8 protein-coding genes are annotated in these 19,631 nt (G+C 63.8%); 4 read left to right on the top strand and 4 right to left on the bottom strand.

The window, feature by feature from the left end; translation table 11 throughout:
• Positions 1 to 151 precede the first annotated feature (151 nt).
• Complete coding sequence (locus GLA29479_RS19485) at positions 152 to 853, top strand: O-methyltransferase (protein WP_248842763.1); 702 nt, start codon at positions 152 to 154, stop codon at positions 851 to 853.
• A 35-nt stretch (positions 854 to 888) separates the two neighbouring features.
• Positions 889 to 1,755 carry an SDR family oxidoreductase gene (locus tag GLA29479_RS19480; RefSeq protein WP_057972559.1) on the top strand — a complete coding sequence of 289 codons (867 nt, stop codon included), beginning with the start codon at positions 889 to 891 and terminating at the stop codon, positions 1,753 to 1,755.
• 74 nt (positions 1,756 to 1,829) lie between these two features.
• On the opposite strand, the gene GLA29479_RS19475 is transcribed toward GLA29479_RS19480, so the two are convergent.
• The 4 genes from GLA29479_RS19475 to GLA29479_RS19460 form a co-directional block, all read right to left on the bottom strand.
• Complete coding sequence (locus tag GLA29479_RS19475) at positions 1,830 to 2,423, bottom strand: hypothetical protein (protein ID WP_144436630.1); 594 nt, start codon at positions 2,421 to 2,423, stop codon at positions 1,830 to 1,832.
• A gap of 114 nt (positions 2,424 to 2,537) precedes the next feature.
• On the bottom strand, positions 2,538 to 3,047 hold the full coding sequence (locus GLA29479_RS19470) for a hypothetical protein (protein WP_057916448.1): 510 nt from the start codon (positions 3,045 to 3,047) through the stop codon (positions 2,538 to 2,540).
• A gap of 57 nt (positions 3,048 to 3,104) precedes the next feature.
• A complete protein-coding gene (locus GLA29479_RS19465; protein ID WP_144436629.1) occupies positions 3,105 to 5,981 on the bottom strand; it encodes a hypothetical protein in 2,877 nt (958 codons plus the stop codon).
• Between the two features lie 541 nt (positions 5,982 to 6,522).
• Positions 6,523 to 7,698 carry an XVIPCD domain-containing protein gene (locus GLA29479_RS19460; RefSeq protein ID WP_144436628.1) on the bottom strand — a complete coding sequence of 392 codons (1,176 nt, stop codon included), beginning with the start codon at positions 7,696 to 7,698 and terminating at the stop codon, positions 6,523 to 6,525.
• A gap of 717 nt (positions 7,699 to 8,415) precedes the next feature.
• On the opposite strand from GLA29479_RS19460, the gene GLA29479_RS19455 reads away from it, so the two are divergent.
• Both GLA29479_RS19455 and GLA29479_RS19450 read left to right on the top strand, forming a co-directional pair.
• A complete protein-coding gene (locus GLA29479_RS19455; protein ID WP_211265005.1) occupies positions 8,416 to 8,919 on the top strand; it encodes a MepB family protein in 504 nt (167 codons plus the stop codon).
• Between the two features lie 1,538 nt (positions 8,920 to 10,457).
• Positions 10,458 to 15,920, top strand: coding sequence for a DUF7507 domain-containing protein (locus tag GLA29479_RS19450; protein ID WP_057972554.1), 5,463 nt, complete (start codon positions 10,458 to 10,460; stop codon positions 15,918 to 15,920).
• Positions 15,921 to 19,631 lie beyond the last annotated feature (3,711 nt).

Below are 19,631 nucleotides of genomic sequence, written 5' to 3'. Positions count from 1 at the left end.
CGAAAAATGCGAACGGCGGCGGTTCGATGCACGGAATTATCTCGTCGAGGCGATCCGCTTTGATCGAAATTCACCGGGGAAACCTGGCGATTCATTGCTGTTAGGCGACGTGGTCTCGAATGCGAATACAAAATACGAAGGTTTATTCGTATTGTGTGTCGACACGAAATTTCACTCATTCAAGGCAGATATCGCTATGAACACCCTTACTGTCGAACCCCTAGCGCCCCTGCTCGACCGACTCTTCAAAGAAGCGGATGCGGCGAGCAGCCCGGCTGTCGCCGAGTGGTCGCGCGAGGATCGCTTGCGTCTGATGCAGAGCAAGACCGAGTACCTGGATTTCTACGAGAAGCTGAAGGATCTGTGGCTTCCGGTCTCCCGCGAGACCGGCCGTTTGCTTTATCTGCTGGCGCGCACGACCGTCGCTCGTAATGTCGTCGAGTTCGGTACCTCGTTCGGAATTTCAACGCTGCATTTGGCCGCGGCAGTACGCGATAACGGCGGCGGCCGGGTCCTGACCACGGAGTTCGAACCCTCGAAGGTCGCACGCGCCAGGCAACACCTCGCCGAGGGCGGGCTGCTCGACCTGGTTGAGGTTCGCGCCGGCGACGCGTTGCGGACCTTGAGCTCGGATCTGCCCGATTCGATCGATTTGCTCGTGCTCGACGGCGCCAAGTCGCTGTATGGCGACGTGCTGGCCCTGGTGGAAACACGCTTGCGGCCGGGCGCGCTCATCGTGGCCGACAACGCCGATTACAGCCCGGAATACCTGGCGCATGTGCGTTCGCCGGCGTCCGGCTATTTGTCCATTGCCTTCGCCGACGACGTCGAACTTTCGATGCGGCTCGGCTGAGTCGGTTTCGTCCTTCAACGTTCTGGGAGATCGCCATGAAAGTATTCGTAACAGGAGCGACCGGCTGGGTCGGCTCTGCCGTGGTCGATGAATTGCTTCGCGCCGGCCATGCGGTCGCCGGCCTCGCCCGGACAGATGAGAAAGCAATGGCTCTCGCGGCGACCGGTGCGCAGGTAGTCAGGGGCACGCTCGACGACCTTGATATGTTGCGCACTGCGGCATCGGCCGCGGATGCTGTCGTCCACACGGCGTTCAATCACGACTTTTCGAAGTTCGCCGAGAACGCAGAGCAAGACCAACGTGCCATCGCGGCGCTCGGCGGCGCTCTGGAGGGGGCGGATCGCCCTCTGCTGGTCACCTCCGGTCTGTCGGGACTGCCTCGCGGCGCCACCGAAGCGGACGCGGCGCAGTCGGTTTGGCCGCGCAAATCGGAGCAAGCCGCGCAGGCCGCTCGCGAGGGGGGCGTGCGCGTCGCGACGGTACGCCTTGCACCTTCGGTTCACGGCATCGGCGACCATGGTTTCGTTCCGATCCTGGTTCGCATGGCGCGCCAACACGGCGTGTCGGCATTCATTGGAGCAGGCGAGAACTGCTGGTCGGGCGTGCACCGATTGGACGCCGCGCGCCTCTACCGGCTTGCGCTCGAGCAGGGCGCGACAGAGACGGCGTATCACGCGGTAGCGGATGAGGCCGTGCCGTTCAAGGCGATTGCCGAGGTGATCGGCCGGCGGCTCGGGCTGCCGGTTGAGTCCCGCGACCGCGGGCATTTCGCTTGGTTCGCCGGTATGGCCGGCGGCGACATGGCGGTTTCCAGCGAGCGCACGCGCAGGTTGCTGGGCTGGACGCCGTCAGGCCCGAGCCTGTTGGCCGACCTCGATCAGTCGGCCTACTACACCGGTTGAGCCGGCATCATCGGCGTATGCCGGGGTCGAGCCGAGAACCACAGCGCGGAAATTTTGCCGGTGAATTCGTGAATTCACTTCGCAGCGGCAGCGGCCACTTCGACGAGTGAAGCTCCATCCCATCGGAATTCCTTGGACGCCATGTTCATCGGGTCGTCCGCTGTCGGCTCCCCGACCTGCCTGTCGCCATAGCTGATCCAGAATTGCGACGACTGCTCCGGGTCGGCCTTGAAGTACTGAACGGTAATTCTGTCGCCGATGAACACTGCATTCGTGCCCTGGTAGCCTTGCGGGGTCTTTAGCGCCGCTGCGGCGTAGTAGAAGGTGCCGCTGCCGCCGCTGTCCTGGATCAACAGGAAAACTTGGTCTTTCTGGCCGTCGTCGTTGAGATCCATCTCGAACGCATGCTCGGTAAGGCGCGTCACTTGCTTGGAAGCCGAGCCGGGCACGATGGTTTTCTCCTCGACACCGTCGATCAGGGTGACCGGCTCGCCGTCGATCATATAGGTCGCATTCTTGGCGTCTTTACCAGGCCGGACGGCGGCTGCGGCAGGCACGACATTCGGTGCCGAGTGGGGCGGAGCAGTCGCAGCAGTCGGTTGCTCCGGCGCGCAACCGGTCATGGCAACCAAAAGCATCAACGGCAAAGTATTTTGGAGTTTGGACACGGTTAGCTGCCTCGAATCGTCGTGGCTGGATTGTGGCAGGCCGATCAGATACAGCGTTAACGAACGGCGACCGCGCGGAGGAGAGCCGTGCTGAGTGCCGTTGTGTTCCTCGGTTCATCGCCGCTCCGGATCGCGTTCGACGATCGTGCCCGGCGGGAGATCGGGGCGACTCGGGCCATCGTCCGTTATCAACCAATACCTGCCATCGCTCTGCTTTTCGATCCGAGCCGTGGGGATGTTGTAGCGAGCGCTTTCGCTTGGCGTAGGGGCAATCCTGGGCCCGAACCGCTCGCGGGCCAGATACGCCATCCGTTCGGCTTCCGGTAGTTTCTCCAAGTCCTCCGGCACGACGCTCGCTTCGGAAGGCGCGGCCAAGGGGGCCGCCGCGCCCTGGTCGAGCAAATGCCGGGTGAGCAACTCCTCGTCCCGAACGGCGAGCCCGACCGCCTGCTTGCGCGCGTTGTCGGTGCGGTGCTCATCGGTGCCGGTCGGAGAAGTCGATCGGCTCGCGTCTTGCTCGAAGAACCCGGTAAGCGTTCGCTGCAGCGGATCGGAAACGGCTACGAATACCGACCCGACCAGCGCCACAAGAACGACGGCCCATAACCACTTTGCCTGCATCATTCGTCAACCTCATAGGTAGGCAGCGCCTCGTCTCCGAGGCGCTGCTTGGGCCCAGCATCACTCCACGAGTTTGCCCGGGTTTTCTCGTACGTATTGATCCTTGGCGTTGCGCATGCTCTGCGAGAACGCCGCTTCGTACGTATCCCGCAGGCCGCCTGCGTAGTAGTCGTTAGCGGCCGAGTAGCGCCCGGACCGCTTGAGGTCGTTGATGTAGTCCAGCTGGGCAGGGTCCTTGTCGATCAGATGCTTGTAGATGCTGGTGTTGATGTCGTAGACGCAGCCGCCGCGGTTCTTGCAGAAAGCGGTGTCGTCATAGCGAGCGCCGGCCATCCAGATGTCCGAGGTCGACTTCGCAGCGACCGTGCCTTGGGCGGCATGCACCAGGAAGGACACCGGACGGCCGGCGGTCTTGGTGGTGAGATATCTGCTGTCGGCCAGACGATCCAGCTCTTCGCTCAGATACGTTTGCACGACCTCCGCCAGGCCTTCGGTGATCGAATCCCTCGGCCAACCGGTATACGAGGCCACACTGGTATCGCTCGAGTGCTTCAGGAACAGGCTCTTGCGATCCAGTTCGTGCGCTGCCTCGTGGCCGAGCTCCCAGGGAACGTAGTTGCCGGCGCGGTACGACGGGTTGTCGGCATACGCATAGATCCAGAAGCCACGATCCAATGCCGCATCCGAGCGGTCGGAGAACTGGCCGTACGAAGTGCCGCCCGCAAAGGTATTGTTCTGGTGATACTCGTTGAAGTCGAAGATACCTTCCACGAAAGGCTCGAAGGTGGTTTGCCAGTTGTATGCGTTCGCATTGACGTAGAAATCGCCGGCGCGATAGCTATGGCCGTTCTTCTCCGACTCGCTCCAGCGGTTGTTCAACACCTTCTTGTAGAAGTACTCGTGGGCCAGATCGAGCTCCTTGGTGATCCGCTCGCGGATATAATCCGACGAGGCCGCGACCAGGTCGCTCGGCTTCTGCGCCCAGATACGCCAGTCGTAACCGCCGCGGCTGTAGGTGAATTTGACATCGTAGTAGTAGTCGTCGGCGCTGCTTCTGTCACGGTAGGGGCGGCACATGCTGTAGGACTCGCAGTTGCCGAGCAGCCCGCTATAGCTCAGGACGTAGCTCAGAGCCATCACCATGCCTTTGTGCCGGGTACGCCCCGCAACGAGTTCGTTGCTGACGGCCTGGGTTATCGGCTTGATCCGGCCCTTCCACCACTCCAGCACCCCGGTGTCCTGGATGGCGTTCTGGTAGCGCGAGGAGAACTGATAGGTTCCATAGGCCTCCATCAGTTCGCGCATCAATGCGGCCTGCGCTCCGCCGGATTGATACGGATTCTCGGAAAGGATCGCGCTGCGTGCGGTGTCGAATGCCGTGTTGTAGGTGTCGAAGAACGCGCTGCGCAATGCGGGCTCGTTCCTGATGCGAGCGGCTGCGACCTGTCCCTTCGTCGTCCGGCAGTCATACCTGAACTTGCCCACGCTCACTTCGGACTGGTTGTAAGCGCCCCGGCTGTCCGTGGCCAGGAGGGTGCCGTCGCTGTTCTTGTATACCGGGGAGCCTTGCAGCAGCTGGATGTCGAAGGTGCTCAGGGGATACTCGACAGCATCGATGCCGCTACCGGCGTTGAGCTTGAACGTCGCCGAATAGTAGAACTTACCGTCCCGTTCGTCCGATGCCTGCAGATAGACCTGTTTCGGCAAGCCGCCCGGGTTGGTCCCGTAGGACATATTGGTATCGATCTGCTTCTTGTCCTTGGCGTCGTAGTACCCCGCCGATCGGACATTCAAGGTCACAGGGAAGTAGGCGGGACTGTCGCCGGCGGATTTCGGTGCGTAGTTCGGCTTGTACACCAGCTCGAACCGCACGGTGTCGCAGTGCGGCGCTACCGCGTTGACCTCGACGTTCGGGTTCTGGTAGCTCTGGTCGTAGGCGCGGTTCGACAGGTTGAAGTATGCCCAATCGCGTGCCGGCAGCACCTGGCGGTAGCCCTTGTCCGTGCCGGTGGAGAACGGAACGTCGACGCGATCGTCGGTGCCGGGTAGCACACCAGAAGTGCTCATCCGCTTCGGATAGCGCACCTCGGTGGTGAACGCCTGGGCGTTGTTCGCCAGCTTGGTCGAGAGCAGACTTTGCCGAAGCGTCCTCATCAGATACCCGGGCAGCCGGTTCATGAAGGCGTTGGCATTGAGATGCTCATGCGCCCGGTGTCCCGGCGCGTCGGCGGGTACGAACAAGGACACATAGTTATTCATGTGCTTAAGACGTTCTATGACCGCCTTCGTGGTGGAGATCAGATAGTCCTTGCGGGCATCGTCGTAAGGCAGGGTGTCGGCGCCGTCGGCGAACAGCAGCGCGATGTTGCGAACCAGTTCGCTATTGGTCGCGGTAGGAAAGTTCGCTGGGGTGTCGCTGTTGAACGCATAAATGTACTTGTTCGGCTCGCCCGAGCCGTAGACCAACGCGTCCATCGCGAGCTGAATCTTCTCGATCAGCCAACTCGGCTGACTGGAGATCGGTCGGTCGATCGGTTGATTGACCAGGCCCATGCGCAGAAATGCGACCAGGCTGTTGAGTTCGTTGAGTTTCGAATTGAACGCATCGGCATCGCCCTTCAGGCCCGGCAATTCCCGGGCCTTGACGGCGATGGCGTCCGCCACCCAGTACATGTGATCGGCGGTATAGACATCGCTCGCCGAAACCTGGCCCGCGGCCATGCCCACGTTCGCGTTGATGCAGACGATTCCGCCGCTGAAATTCATCTGCGCGACTTTGGCGGCGAAGTTGGAATCGCTCCAGAACTTGGATACGTTGTTCTCCGGGCGACTACAGTTTTCGTCGCGTGGATTGTTTATAGGTGCCGCCGTCGATACCGCCGGCACGGCGCTGACTGCCATCAGCAGCAACGCCAATGAACCTTTTTTCGCTCGCATGATCGAACCCCTGTTGTTGAGATCCGCCAGGGACAGGCTGATCTCGGATACGTTTAGAAACGTTCTTTGGGCCTATGCAGTTGCTGGATTACCCCGTTTCGGAGATGTCCCGAAAGGCGTACCCCAGCCGGTTTCGATGCCGCGACGACGCATCCCGGGCGCACACAAGCGTCGGCCGGCGGAGGCGGCCCGGTTCCGAGGCTTGGTTACGCACTCAGGCGTTATTCGTAGGCACAGTCCATCGATTCTCCGTTCCCGGAAGCGTTGCTCGCTCCCGGACGTTCGAGCCCGATGCATTAGGACAGAGTCTTATCCGAAATCGTATACGGAATACTCTTAGCTGCACTGCAACAGTGGCGGCCTTGCCGATCGCCGCCAGCGGCAGATTCGAAGCGGAGTTCGCCCGCGAGCTGCCTGCGAAAGGAGTCCGGACGCGGTGCCGGCCGCTACCTGCTCGACAGCCGTTGTCGATCGAGCGAGCGCCGAAAGTGATTCGTCTCGCCTGTCGCCTGTCGATCAGGGGATGAAGTCGGCCTTCGGATCAATGCCGACGTGGGCCCGGAACTGCGGCGGCAGACGGTTCCTGCACGGATTCGAACATCTGCCGCAACGCATTGACGGATTGTTGCGGGCCGCTGGGCTCGGGTGCAGAGCGCTGTGCGGGTGGCGGGTTGGGCGACTGCGCAGCGGGAAGCGCGGCAGGCTTGTCCAATAGTACGTGTCTGCTGGCCGGGTCGTTTTGCGCGCCCTGTATCGCGAACAGGCCACCGTTCTTCCCGAGGGCGACCGAGTCGATCCGTTCCAACGGCGGCGACGCCAGCCGGGCTGCATCGACTAACAAGGCCGCGTTCTCTCCGCGGGCCGATGGCGACAGATTTGCGTTGACGGGGAGTCTTTCGATGCCGCTCAGGGCCTGGTTGTACAAGGTGTTGAAACCATGCGCGGGGTTCGCATACGGGTGTGCGTCGTTGGCTTGGCGCTCCGGTGCCCCCGCGGCGGCCGGGGGGGTGCTCGATGTATGCGCGGGTTGGAGCGGCGCGGCCTGCGCGGTTGGCCCGGTTGCCGCGTGCGCCACGGCTTGAGGCATGGCTTGCCAGGGGCCGCTGTGTTCTAGGCTCCGCGATCGGTTGATCCATTCCTTAGGGATACCGGTCAGGAATGCGACTTCGCCGTCTCCGCTCGGGCTTGAAATGGCGATGATTCGAGCAGCGTCGATCGTAGGCGTGTCGGTCAGCAGAACTGGCTTGCTTGAGGCAATTCCAGTCGCGGGGTCGCGAGCGGAACGGGTTTCGTCGAGGTCGGATATCGTTCTTGGCGCCGCGACGATGCGATTCTTTCGCGAAGGATCGATCTCCCACGCATACATGCGTTCGACAGGGAGTTCGATCTGATACAGATTCTTGCGATGCTCGAAGCCGCCGACCCCGGTGCTGGGCGATGTGGATACGTGCATGGTGGTGCCGCTGGTCTCCTTGCGAATCTGGTCGTAAAGAGCAGGCAGGCCGACTAAGGTCGGTTGCTGTTTCGTCGCATTGAAGTACTCGGCAATCGTGTTCCCGTGCGCTTTGGGGAGCTGCAGCGGTGTGTTGGCATCGACCAGCGAGCGATTGATCAGCTGGCGCGCCGATACTTCATCCAGCGGCACTCGGGCCTGAAATCCCGTGGTCGCGATCTGCTCGGGGGCTCGATTGTCTGCGCGATAGACTGCAAAGGGCATGGACGCGGTTTCCGGTTGCGTGGTGGTGCATGCATGCTGCCGAGGCCTTGGAGCAGGCGCTTCGACCGCGATCATGCAAGAGCGGCTTTGTTTGCTTCCTGGCCTGTTCGAGTGCTGCGCGATAAAGCGCAAGCGATGCGCGAGCCAGGTCCTGGAGCGCTCATGTATCCGGCGGGCCGGCGCACAGTGCGCTCTGGTTGCCGCCGAGGGGATTGCTACCAGGTCTTCAGCCAGGCCTGCCCGGGGCTGGAATAAAGACCTCTTCAGATCGATGTGGTCGCGGGCGCACCCGTTTGGCATCTCAGGGGGAAGGCCGCTGGGATTGTCGATCAAGCTGGCTGTCGACGACATAGGGAAAAATCTTACCCGCCCCGTACGGCCTGCAAGGCGCGATACTCGGCTCGTTGTAAGCGTTCCGGCTGGTCGGACGGGCACTTCAGGCGCAGCCGGCAAGACGCGCGTTGCGCATGCGACATCGGCTGCGCCGGGAGCTATAGCCGAGAACGCGGAAGCGGCTGCCCAGTCGGCCGTTTATCCACTGGTCCAATGCGGATCTCTACGGTGTATCCGCTATCGATGGCCGCGATCGATTGCCGATCAGGTCGGTCGGCGCCGTCATCGGCGGCATGCGCATTGCCATTGAAGCCGTTGGCATGTGAGATGCCGGGGCATGCTGGGCATGCCGTCAACGAATCTATCGTTTCAGAGGGAGGTTTCATGCATAACGATCTTATTGCCGCGAAGGCGCTCGTTTACGACCCGGGTCGGTACGAGCTGGCCGAGTTTCGCGCCGAAGCCGAGAGTTCGGCGTATGCCGCTTGCACGTTCAGGCTCGATGGGGCGTCGATTTGCTTTCGCGTTGCGAAGACCACGCCGGTAAAGGCCGGGCAATTCGTGACGCTATGGAAGCGTATCGGGGCTGGCCCGATTCAACCCTTCGACTCGTCTGACGATGTCGACTTCTATGTCGTCAGTGCGCGCTGTCGCTCGGGCTTCGGGCAATTCGTGTTTCCGAAGCGGGTGCTTAGTGAGCGAGGCGTACTGTCGAGTAACGGCAAGGGCGGCAAGCGAGCGATACGCGTATACCCGCCTTGGGATACGACGAAGAGCGGGCAGGCCCGGGTTACGCAAGATTGGCAGTTGCGGTATTTCCTGGAAATAGGGGACGGCATCGCGCTCGATCGTGATCGTTGCCGAATGCTCTACGCGCCAGGCGCGTAACCGGCGGGTGTTTTCGGCTCATTGGCCGCGAGCGAGCCCTCACGCGGAAGTTTCCGGCGGGACGGCAAGCTGCGCCGCTTACCCTCTTGCTCCGTACCCAAGCTAAGCATTCGCCTCGCGGGCGCGCGTCGATTCCGATAGCCGGTGCTTCGCGCCGTCCTCATCGAAGAGCTTGAAGCTACACGGCAGCTCGTCCCTAGCAACGGTTCGTTCCTACGCGGCGGCCGCGCCATGCATCGCCTGCTTGCGGCAAGCACCAGGCGCACAGTCGCGACGACCGCATGCATGCACGCGATGTGTCCGGCGAGCCGGGCACGGCTGCCTCGGCGGTGTGGCGGAACAGCGGGCCCACGCCGCTGGCACAGGCCTGCCCCACCCGCATCGACCCTGGCTCCCAAGGGGGGCATCTAAGACTTTTCTTAGGCGCCCGAATTGGAACTAAGACATTTCCCTATTTCAATGCCGGCGGATCTGACGAAAATGTGCCGCTATGAGACTAATGTCACATTATTTTTGGACTTAATTGGCATTGGCCTCGCGGCATGGTGAGCCGAACTGGGGACCCGCAGCCGGCGCATTGGCCAGCTGCAGGTATTTGGGATTGAGGGCAGTGAGGGTGGTGAGAGCTGGCGCCGATCGGCGTGCAGTTCGTCTCCGTCCCGACTGCACACCATGACTTCCACGCTCGATGTGGGCGCTCCTGCCGACTCAGGGGAGCGCGCGCTCGTTCGAAGCGTGGGCGAAGTTCCGATTGGGAGTCTCCAGACCGCGTGCGGTCGGGAGGTCGAGCGGTATCCGTTTTCCGGTTGACGAATAGCGCTGTGCCGGCAGCTGAATACTCAAATGGGCGGCGAGAAATGAATATCTCTGGGCTAGGAATCTTTAACGCTGTAGGCAGGCTGAGGAGCATGCTTTGCGCGCCTCTCAGGTCTGTGGCACGGCAACGCGTGGCTGCTTCGGAGCGAAACCGGCGACAAGGGCTCGTATGGAGCGTCTTGCTGTTGGCGCAGTTGCTGGGCGGCGAGGCGCTGGCCCAGGAAAATTTCTGCGCGGTGGTCGGTGGGGAGCGCGCGATCTATTCGCTGCAAGAAGCGAACGCGGGGCAGCCCCTTACCATCAGAAAATTCTTTCCGAACGGCACCGAATCGACCGTCTTTTCGTTGCCGGACCCCCTTGGTCCAGGATCAGCCAACGGGTTGATGATCGACACGGGGGCCAATGCCGGCAGCGGTCGCTTGCTTTTCGTCACGAAGTCTGCCGGATCAGTTCAGCTGAAAGGTGTAAACCCCGATGGCGTCATGTACGACGCGGCTGCGCCGTTCGCTATCAGCGGAGATATCGTCCGCGGGGCCTGGGCGCCGGGAACCCCTGGTACTGGATATATTTCGTCCGGCTCTAGCCCTAATATCAGGCTGTATCCGGTCACCCCCAGTGGTGCCGCCAACTATACGATCGGTGCGCCTATCACGCTGACTCCCGACTTTCTGCCCGAAGGGGGCGGCACGGGAGACCTGATATTTTCCGGCCCCGATTCGGGTATGGTCGCGATCGGTAAAGATTTCTACTCCTTCGATATCAGCGCGCTCACTTTGACGCGCCTCACTCGGCCGGTATTGGCCGATGGCTCGCCGAATCTCCTCGAGTGGTTTTCTCTCGCGGGGACCAGCGACTCCGTCTACGCGTCCAACAACAGCGGTCACTATTACTACAACCGCACCACGGGCCGATATAGTCCGGCGATTACGGGGGCGTCGACTAACGACACCGCGTCCTGCGCGGTGCCTCCCCCGTTGGCGCCGAATATCACCGGACTGGTGAAGACGCTCGCTCTGGTCAATGACGTGGCCTATGTGACCGGTCAGCCGATCAAGGCCGGTGACAAGCTGACGTACCAGCTTACGTTCCGCAATACCGGCCAAGATGCGGGCACCGTCTATGCCAACAACGTGACCGAGACCATTCCGCCCAATACCACGGTGGAGACCGGCGATCCGGAACAGGACTTCGGCAACTGCAGCGGCACTACCTGTACGAACATCAATACGGCTACGGTGCCGGCAGGCGGCACGGACGACTTGATGTTCGTCGTCCGGGTCAATAGCCCGCTACCGAACGGCGTCGTGGAGATCAACAATGTCGTCGCGGCCACCATCGGCAGGTTGCCGAACGGTACCGGCGGTACGCCTATCGATTGCACCCCGGGCGGTCCTAACGACTGCACCGAAGTTACCCCGATCATCAAAGTCGAGAAGACGCTGCTGACCGGCGGCCCGACGGCTGCCGCCGGCGAAACTCTCGTCTATCAGATTCAACTGACTAACGGCGGTACGACCTCGGCCACCATTCCGGTCGGCGGCATCACCGAGACCGTACCGACGGCGACCACCGCGGCAGCGGGCGACAGCTTTGGCTGCGCCGCCGGTGCGGCGGCGGGTACGAGTTGCACCAACACGGCTGCAGTGACCGTGGCGGCGAACGGCGGTACGGTCAACTTGACCTTCCGGGTGACCGTGGACAGCCCGCTCCCCGCGGGTACCCAGAACATCCTCAATACGGTCGCTCTGCCGCAGTTCGTCGATTGCGCATCGCAAGACAATGACTGCGCGGAGACCACTCCGACGTCCCGCGCGACCCTGACCCTGGTCAAGACGGTGACCAACGACAACGGCGGCACCGCCACGGTCGGCAACTTCCCGTTGACCGCGGCCGGTCCGACCCCGATCACCGGCGTCAGTGGCACCACGACGGTGACCAATGCATCGGTCGCCCCGGGCGTGTATGCCTTGAGCGAGACGACGATGGCCGGTTACACCGCCGGCGCCTGGAGCTGCACCGGTGGCTCGTTGTCGGGTAGTAATCTGACCTTGGCCGATGGCGATACCGCGACCTGCACGATCAACAATAACGACCAGGCCGCGACCCTGACCCTGGTCAAGACGGTGACCAACGACAACGGCGGTACCGCGGTTGCGACGGCCTGGACGCTGCAAGCGAACGGCCCGACCAGCATCAGCGGTGCCACCGGCGCCACGGCTGTCACCAATGCCTCGGTCAGCGCGGGTAACTACAACCTCTCCGAAACCGGCGGCCCGAGCGGCTATACCGCCGGCACCTACAGTTGTGTCGTCAATGGCGGCGCCGCGCTGGTTTCCAACAGCCTGACGCTCGCCGTCGGCGATGCCGCGACCTGCACGATCGACAATAACGACCAGGCCGCGACCTTGACCCTGGTCAAGACGGTGATCAACAACAACGGCGGCACCGCGACGATCAACAACTTCCCGTTGAGCGCGGCCGGTCCGACCCCGATCAACGGCGTCAGCGGCACCACGGCGGTGACCAACGTGTCGGTCAGTGCCGGCGTCTACACGCTGACCGAAGCGACCATGGCCGGTTACACCGCTGGTGCGTGGAGCTGCAGCGCGGGCACCTTGGCGGGCAACAGCCTGACCCTGGCCAGCGGTGTTTCGGCGACCTGCACCATCGTCAACGACGACGTGCCTCCGCCGACGCAGACGATCGTCAAGGCGGTGACCGCCAATGCCGACCAAGACAGCACCGGCACGGTGACCTTGGGCGACACGCTGACCTACACGATCACGGTGACCAACACCAGCACGACCACGAATCTCGACAATGTGGTCATCAGCGACTCCAAGATCACGCCCACGGGCGGCACGACGCCGTGCGCGAGCGTGGCGCCGGGCGGCATCTGCACCCTGATCGGCACCTATACGGTGGTCGCAGCGGACGTGACCACGGGCAACATCGTCAACACCGCGAGCTCGACCAGTTCGATCTGCCCGCCGGGCAGTACCGATTCGACCTGCACCACGACGGTGACCACGCCGGTCTCGTCGCTGAGCCAGGGCCTGGCCAAGACGGTGACCGCGAATGCCGACGAGGACGGCTCGGGCACGGTGTCGGTGGGCGACACGCTGACCTATGCGGTCACGATGACCAATACCAGCACCACCTCGACCCTGAGCAACGTGGTGGTGAGCGACAACAAGATCACCCCGAGCAGCATCACCTGCGCCACCGTGGCGCCGGGTACGACCTGCGTGCTGAGCGGCAGCTACGTGGTGACGGCGACCGACGCGAGCGCGGGTTCGATCATCAACACCGCGACCGTGACCAGCCCGGTCTGCCCGACCGGCAGCACCGATCCCGGCTGCACCACGACGGTGACCACGCCGGTGCCGCCGCGTAGCCAGACCCTGGCCAAGGCGCTGACCGGCAATGCCGACGAAGACGGTTCGGGCACGGTATCGGTGGGCGACACGCTGACCTATACGGTGACGATGACCAACACCAGTGCGAGCGGCAACCTGACCAACGTGGTGGTGAGCGACAACAAGATCACCCCGAGCAGCACGACCTGCGCTTCCGTGGCGTCGGGTGCGACCTGCGTGCTGACCGGCACCTACTTGGTGACGGCGGACGATGCGACCGCGGGCAATATCGTCAACACCGCAACCTCGACCAGCCCGATCTGCCCGGCCGGCAGCACCGATCCCGCGTGCACCACCACGGTGACCACCCCGGTGGCGTCGCTGAGCCAGACCCTGGTCAAGGCGCTGACCGGCAATGCCGACGAGGACCGCTCGGGCACGGTGTCGCTGGGCGACACGTTGACCTACACGGTGACGGTGACCAACACCAGCACCGGCGGCAACCTGACCAACGTGGTGGTGAACGACAACAAGATCACCCCGAACAGCATTACCTGCGCCACCATGGCGCCGGGCGCGACCTGCGTGCTGACCGGCACCTATGTGGTGACGGCGGCCGACGTGACCGCCGGCAACATCGTCAACACCGCGACCTCGACCAGCCCGGTCTGTGCGGTGGGCAGCACCGCTGCATCCTGCACGGCCACGGTCAACACCCCGGTGATTCCCGCCTCGGTGCGTTACGCGAAGGCGGCGAACACCGCCGGTCCGGTGCTCGTGGGCGACACGATCACTTACACCCTGACCACCACGATCAGCGGCGGCAAGACCCTGGGCGTGACCACGCTGACCGACACCCTCGGCACCGGCCTGGACTTCACCGCGGTGACCAATGCGGCCGGCTACAGCTGCAATGCGGCCAATCCGCTGGTGTGCACCTTGCCGGCCGGTACGGTGCCGGGCACCTACACGGTGACCTACACCGCGAAAGTCAACGAACAGGCGTCGGAGACGGTGGACAACACCGTGCTCGGCACCGGTACGGACAGCCCGACTTGCCAGGGCAACTGCGCCACCAGCACGCCGGTGACGCTGACGCAGAGCCTGCGGGTGATCAAGCAGGCCTCGCCGCGCGATGTGAAGATCGGCGACCTGGTCCGCTACACGGTCACGGTCGAGAACACCGGTACCCGCGACACGATCGATGCGACCCTGGTCGATACGCCGCCTGCGGGCTTCACCTTCGTCGACGGTTCGCTGTCGGTCGCAGATCGCGACGGCGTCGGTCGCTTGGTCGGTACCTATCCGATCCAGGTCGACCAGGTCGACATCGCCGCCGGTGAGCGCGCGACGTTCACCTACCTGCTGCGGGTCGGCGCCGGCGTGCGTGCGGGCATCCACTCCAACAGCGCGCTGATGCGCGACAACGGCAAGATCGTCTCCAACGTGGCCACCGCCGAAGTGCAACTGATCGCCGATCCGTTGCTCGACCACGCCCTGATCCTGGGCACGGTGTTCGACGACCGCGACGGCGACGGTTGGCAGGACAGCGCGGCGATCGACGACGCGCGGGTCCAGGGCGGCTTCGCTGCCGACGCTTACGTGCCGAACTCGACTACGGTCGATCGCGGCACCGGTCCGAAGGCGGAACCGGACGCGAGCTCGCCGATGCTGCACGGCATCGTGTTGGGCAGCATCTCGGCCCGTCAGTCCGACGCCGATCCGGTCGACGCGCACCGCGTGGTGATCAGCCAGCGCCTGAAGGAGTTGAGCTTCACCGACGACTTCGCGCTGACCACCAAGCAGGGCGTGACGGTGCGGATGGATGCGGCCGGTACCACCCGGATCGAGCGCAGCGGCGACGCGGCCAAGAACCTCAGTGGCGCGGCCCCGACGGTGGAACGTCGGGTCAGCCCGACCGAAGGCGGCTACGTGGTCGACTACATCGTCCGCAACACCGGTGTCGACGAACGCGGTATCCCGGGCGTGCGTATCGCCTCGATCGAGGGTTTGTTGATGGAGACCGACCAGTACGGCCGCTATCACCTCGAGGGCGTGGACGTGGGCACCCTGGAACGCGGCCGCAATTTCATCCTCAAGGTCGATCCGTCGACCCTGCCGCCGGGCAGCGTGTTCACCACCGACAACCCGCTGACGCGCCGCGTCACCCCGGGCCTGCCGGTCCGCTTCGACTGGGGCGTCAAGCTGCCGGCCGGGCTGATCGAAGGCGGTGAGGAGCAGATCGAGATGGAACTGGGCGAAGTGTTCTTCGCCCCGGGCAGCGCCGAGGTGCGTGCGCAGTACCTGCCGGCGATCGAGAAGATGGCCGCGCAGATCAAGCAACACCGCGGCGGCGAAGTGGTGATCAGCGCCAACGGCGATGGCGAGTCGCTGGCGTTCGATCGGGCTTCGGCGGTCAAGGCCGAGTTGGTCAAGCAATTGCCGGCCGACGTGCTGCAGGCGCTGAAGGTCAGCGTGCGCGGCAACGCCGACGACCCGGGTTCGCTGATCGTCGGTCTGGGCGAAGGCGGTGCGCTGCTGGGCACGGTGTTGTTCGACACCGATAAGTCGAGCATCAAGCCGGAGTTCGAGCCGTTGCTGGATAAGGTCGCGGTTGCGCTGGAGCGCATGCACGGCGGCGTCATCGCGATCGTCGGCCACACCGACGTGCGCGCTTCGTACCAATACAACACTGCGCTCGGTATGCGACGCGCCAAGGCCGTCTACGACGCGTTGGCCCAGCGACTGAGCCCCGAAGTGCGCGCCAAGGTGCGAGTCGAGTCGAGCAACGATCCGACCGCCCCTGTCGACGTGAAGCGGAATTGAGGGGCGGATCATGAAGACGAAGATGAAGATGAAACTGCTGGACTACACCCTGATCAGCCTGTTGGCGGGCGCAGCCCCGTTGGCGGCCGCGCAGCAGCCCACACAGACCGCCGCAGCTCAGTCCGATGCTGCTCGGTCCGATGCCGCCCAGGCCGAGGGCGTCGCCGAAGCCATGAAGTGCACGGAAGCAGCGTGCAGCGGCGAAGACGGCTTGCTGTTCAAGCTGCGTACGCGCAGCTACAGCAAGCCGGTCACCGAGGGCACGACGGCGAAATCCTCGTCGGAAGCCCTGCAGCCGGACCGCCGCGTGTCGGTGGCGCTGGAGCAGCCGGGCAAGGCGGTGGCGATCGGCAAGTGGTCGGTCAGCCTGCCCAACGGCGGGGTGATCTGGGCGACCGAGGATCCCACCCTCGGCCGTCCGGAGATGAACATCAGCGGCACCAGCCTGGTCTCGTTCGACGGCACCAAGGTGCTCAAGCCGGTGCGCTTCTATGCGTACAACAACTATTCCTCGTTCATCCAGCGCGCCGAAGTGTTGATCTACCGCGCCAGCGACACCGACCTGGTCGATCCCTTGGCCAAGGTCGAGTTGCCGGTCGGGGCGATCAGCGAGGCCGAATGGGACGGCACCCTGCCGGCCGGCTACGAAGCGCGTGCCGGCGACGAACTGCTGTACCTGGTGCGTGCCTACGGCGCCGACGGCAGCGTCGACGAGACCTATCCGCAACGCATGCAACTGGTGCGGCCGGAAGAGGCCGAACGCGGCCTGCAGACCATGCGCAACGCCATGGAACGCAAGCAGGGCACCTCGCTCGGCATCGAAGAGGCGCAACGCAACAGCCTGACCGAAGCCGTGTTCGGCAGCAGCACCCTGCGCCAGCAGAACATCGGCATCTACGGCTCGCGCATCCGCATCCAGGGCCGCAACATTCCCGAGAACTACTCGGTCACCATCAACGGGCGCAATTTCCCGGTCGACCTGGAACGCAAGCTGGTCGCCGAATACCTCGAGCCGATCGGCCGCCACGAGTACGACCTGCGCCTGAAGGGCGAGGGCGGCGAGATCAACCACACGCTCGACATCGACGTCAGCGGGCGCTACATGTTCGCCGTCGCGATCGCCGATGTGACCGCGTCCAAGGGCAGCACCTCCGGTTCGATCGAGCCGTTGGCCGGCGACGAGCATTTCGACAAGAGCTTTCTGCTCGAAGGCCGCCTGGGCTTCTATCTGAAGGGCAAGATCAAGGGCAAGTACCTGGTCACCGCCCAGGCCGACACGCGCGAACGCGAGGTCAGCCAGTTGTTCAACGGCTTCTGGAAGGCCGACCCGCAGGACATCTTCCGCCGCCTCGATCCGGACCTGTACTACCCGGTCTACGGCGACGACTCGACCACCTACCGCGACGTCGACACCATGGGCCGGCTGTACGTCCGCGTCGACTGGGACAAGAGCCAGGCGCTGTGGGGCAACTTCGAGACCGGCATCACCGGCACCGAATACGGCCAGTACAGCCGTTCGCTGTACGGCGGTGCGCTCAATTGGCGCAGCCGCCGCAGCACCGTGCTCGGCGAGCCGGGCAGCGAACTGCGGGTGTTCGGTTCCGAGGCGCAGACCGCGCCCGGCCATAACGAGTTCATCGGCACCGGCGGCAGCCTGTACTACCTCAAGCACACCGACGTGCTGCCGGGCTCGGACAAGATCGTGCTGGAAGTGCGCGATGCGACGACCGGCCGAGTCGAGAACCGGGTCGACCTGGTGCGCGGCGCCGACTACGAGATCGACGAGATGCAGGGCCGCATCCTGCTGACCCGTCCGCTGGCGCAGGTGACCCGCGAGAACATCCCGACCCTGACCCGCGACACGCCCCTGGACGGCTTCACCCAGGTGCTGCTGGTCGACTACGAGTTCATTCCGAACGGCTTCGATGCCGACTCGGTCACCGCCGGTTTCCGCGGCAAGCACTGGTTCGGCGACCATGTCGCGCTGGGCGCGACCTATGTCGACGAAAACCGCGCCGGCGACGACTACACCTTGAAGGGGGCGGACCTGACCCTGCAGGCCGGTCGCGGCACCTACCTGAAGCTGGAGCAGAGCCAGACCGAGTCGACCAGTTCGCCGATCTTCTTCTCCGACAACGGCGGCCTGAGCTTCAACGAAATCAACTCCGGGCTCGACCAGCGCAAGGGCACGGCGCGCTCGGTGGAAGCGCGCGCCAACTTCAAGGAGCTGGGCTGGACGAATCTGGACTGGTCGGCCGGCGCCTGGTGGCGTCGCGTCGATCCGGGCTTCTCGATCTCGCGCTACGACCTGGGCCAGGAGGTTCAGGAGCACGGGTTCGAGGTGCTGGGCCAGTTCAATCCGGCCTTCAACATCTACGGCCGCTACAGCCGCGCCGAACGCGGCAGCGAATCGCTGACCCAGGCGCAGTTGACCGGCGAATGGCGGATCAGCGACTCGACCACCTGGGCCGCGGAAATCCGTCGCGTCGAAGAAAACCGCGCCACCCTCGACGCCGCCGGCGTGTTGGGCGCCCTGCAGTACAAGCGCCGCTTCGGCAGCAGCTTCGATCTGTACGGCACCGCCCAGGTCACCCTGGACGACGACAACGGCCGCTACGCCGACAACGACGCCTTCACCCTGGGCGGCAAGTACGTGTTCGGCAACCTGTCGAGCGTCGGCGCCGAGCTGACCACCGGCGACCGCGGCGACGCGGCGCAGATCAACGCCGAGTACCGCATCCAGCCCGACCACACGGTCTACGGCAGCTACACCTACTCGACCGATCGCACCGATTTCGACCCGCTGTTCAACAACCGCCTCAACTCGGGTTGGACCCTCGGCCAGCGCTGGCGCTTGTCGAACCAGGTCAGCATGTACAACGAGAGCCAATTCCTGAAGGCGCCGAACGAATCCGGTCTGGCCCACACCTACGGCATGGATTTCTATCCGAGCCAGGGCTGGAACCTGGGCTTCACCTTGCAGAGCGCACGCCTGGACAAGGAGATCGGCGAAGTCGATCGCCGTGCGGTCAGCCTCAGCGGCGGCCACACCTCGGCCGCGACGCAGTGGCAGAGCAAGCTGGAATGGCGCGAGGACACCGGTGCGGAGCGTCGCGAGCAGTGGGTCACGACCAACAACCTGACCCACAAGATCAACGAAAGCTTCCGTATCGCGGCACGCTTCAACTACTCCAAGACCACCGACCAGATCAACGCCGAGGCCGGCGCCAAGTTCATCGAAGGCAACGTCGGTTTCGCCTGGCGGCCGTGGAACAGCACCAAGTACGCGCTGCTGGGCAAGTACACGTATCTGTACGACGTGTCGGCGCTGCCGCAGATCGGCGACAACGTGGCGTTCTACGATCAGCGCAGCCAGATCCTGTCGCTGGAAGGCATCTACAACCCGAACCACCACTGGGAATTCGCCGGCAAGCTGGCGCGTCGCGAAGGCGAAGTGCGTTACGGCCGTCTCGAGGGGCAGTGGGCCGATTCGGCGACCACCTTCGCCGCGGTGCAGACCCGCTACGAGTTCGCCGAAACCTGGCATGCGCTGGCCGAGTACCGCTGGCTGGGCGTGAAGGACGGCGGCGATCGCCAAGGCTTCCTGATCGGCGTCGACCGCGACATCGGCCGCAACTTCCGCGTCGGTGTGGGCTACAACTTCACCGAGTTCAGCGACGACCTGACCAACTTCGACTACGACCACAAGGG

The sequence above is a fragment of the Lysobacter antibioticus genome (genome assembly GCF_001442535.1).
GTDB classification, from domain to species: Bacteria; Pseudomonadota; Gammaproteobacteria; order Xanthomonadales; family Xanthomonadaceae; genus Lysobacter; species Lysobacter antibioticus.
This window is presented reverse-complemented; position numbering and strand designations above follow the sequence as displayed.

Excerpts from the sequence above, each read along its gene's own strand:
- GLA29479_RS19460 (WP_144436628.1), bottom strand. The coding sequence starts at position 7,698 with ATGCCCTTTGCAGTCTATCGCGCAGACAATCGAGCCCCCGAGCAGATC.
- GLA29479_RS19455 (WP_211265005.1), top strand. The coding sequence starts at position 8,416 with ATGCATAACGATCTTATTGCCGCGAAGGCGCTCGTTTACGACCCGGGT.
- GLA29479_RS19450 (WP_057972554.1), top strand. The coding sequence starts at position 10,458 with ATGGTCGCGATCGGTAAAGATTTCTACTCCTTCGATATCAGCGCGCTC.
- GLA29479_RS19465 (WP_144436629.1), bottom strand. The coding sequence starts at position 5,981 with ATGCGAGCGAAAAAAGGTTCATTGGCGTTGCTGCTGATGGCAGTCAGC.
- GLA29479_RS19480 (WP_057972559.1), top strand. The coding sequence starts at position 889 with ATGAAAGTATTCGTAACAGGAGCGACCGGCTGGGTCGGCTCTGCCGTG.
- GLA29479_RS19470 (WP_057916448.1), bottom strand. The coding sequence starts at position 3,047 with ATGATGCAGGCAAAGTGGTTATGGGCCGTCGTTCTTGTGGCGCTGGTC.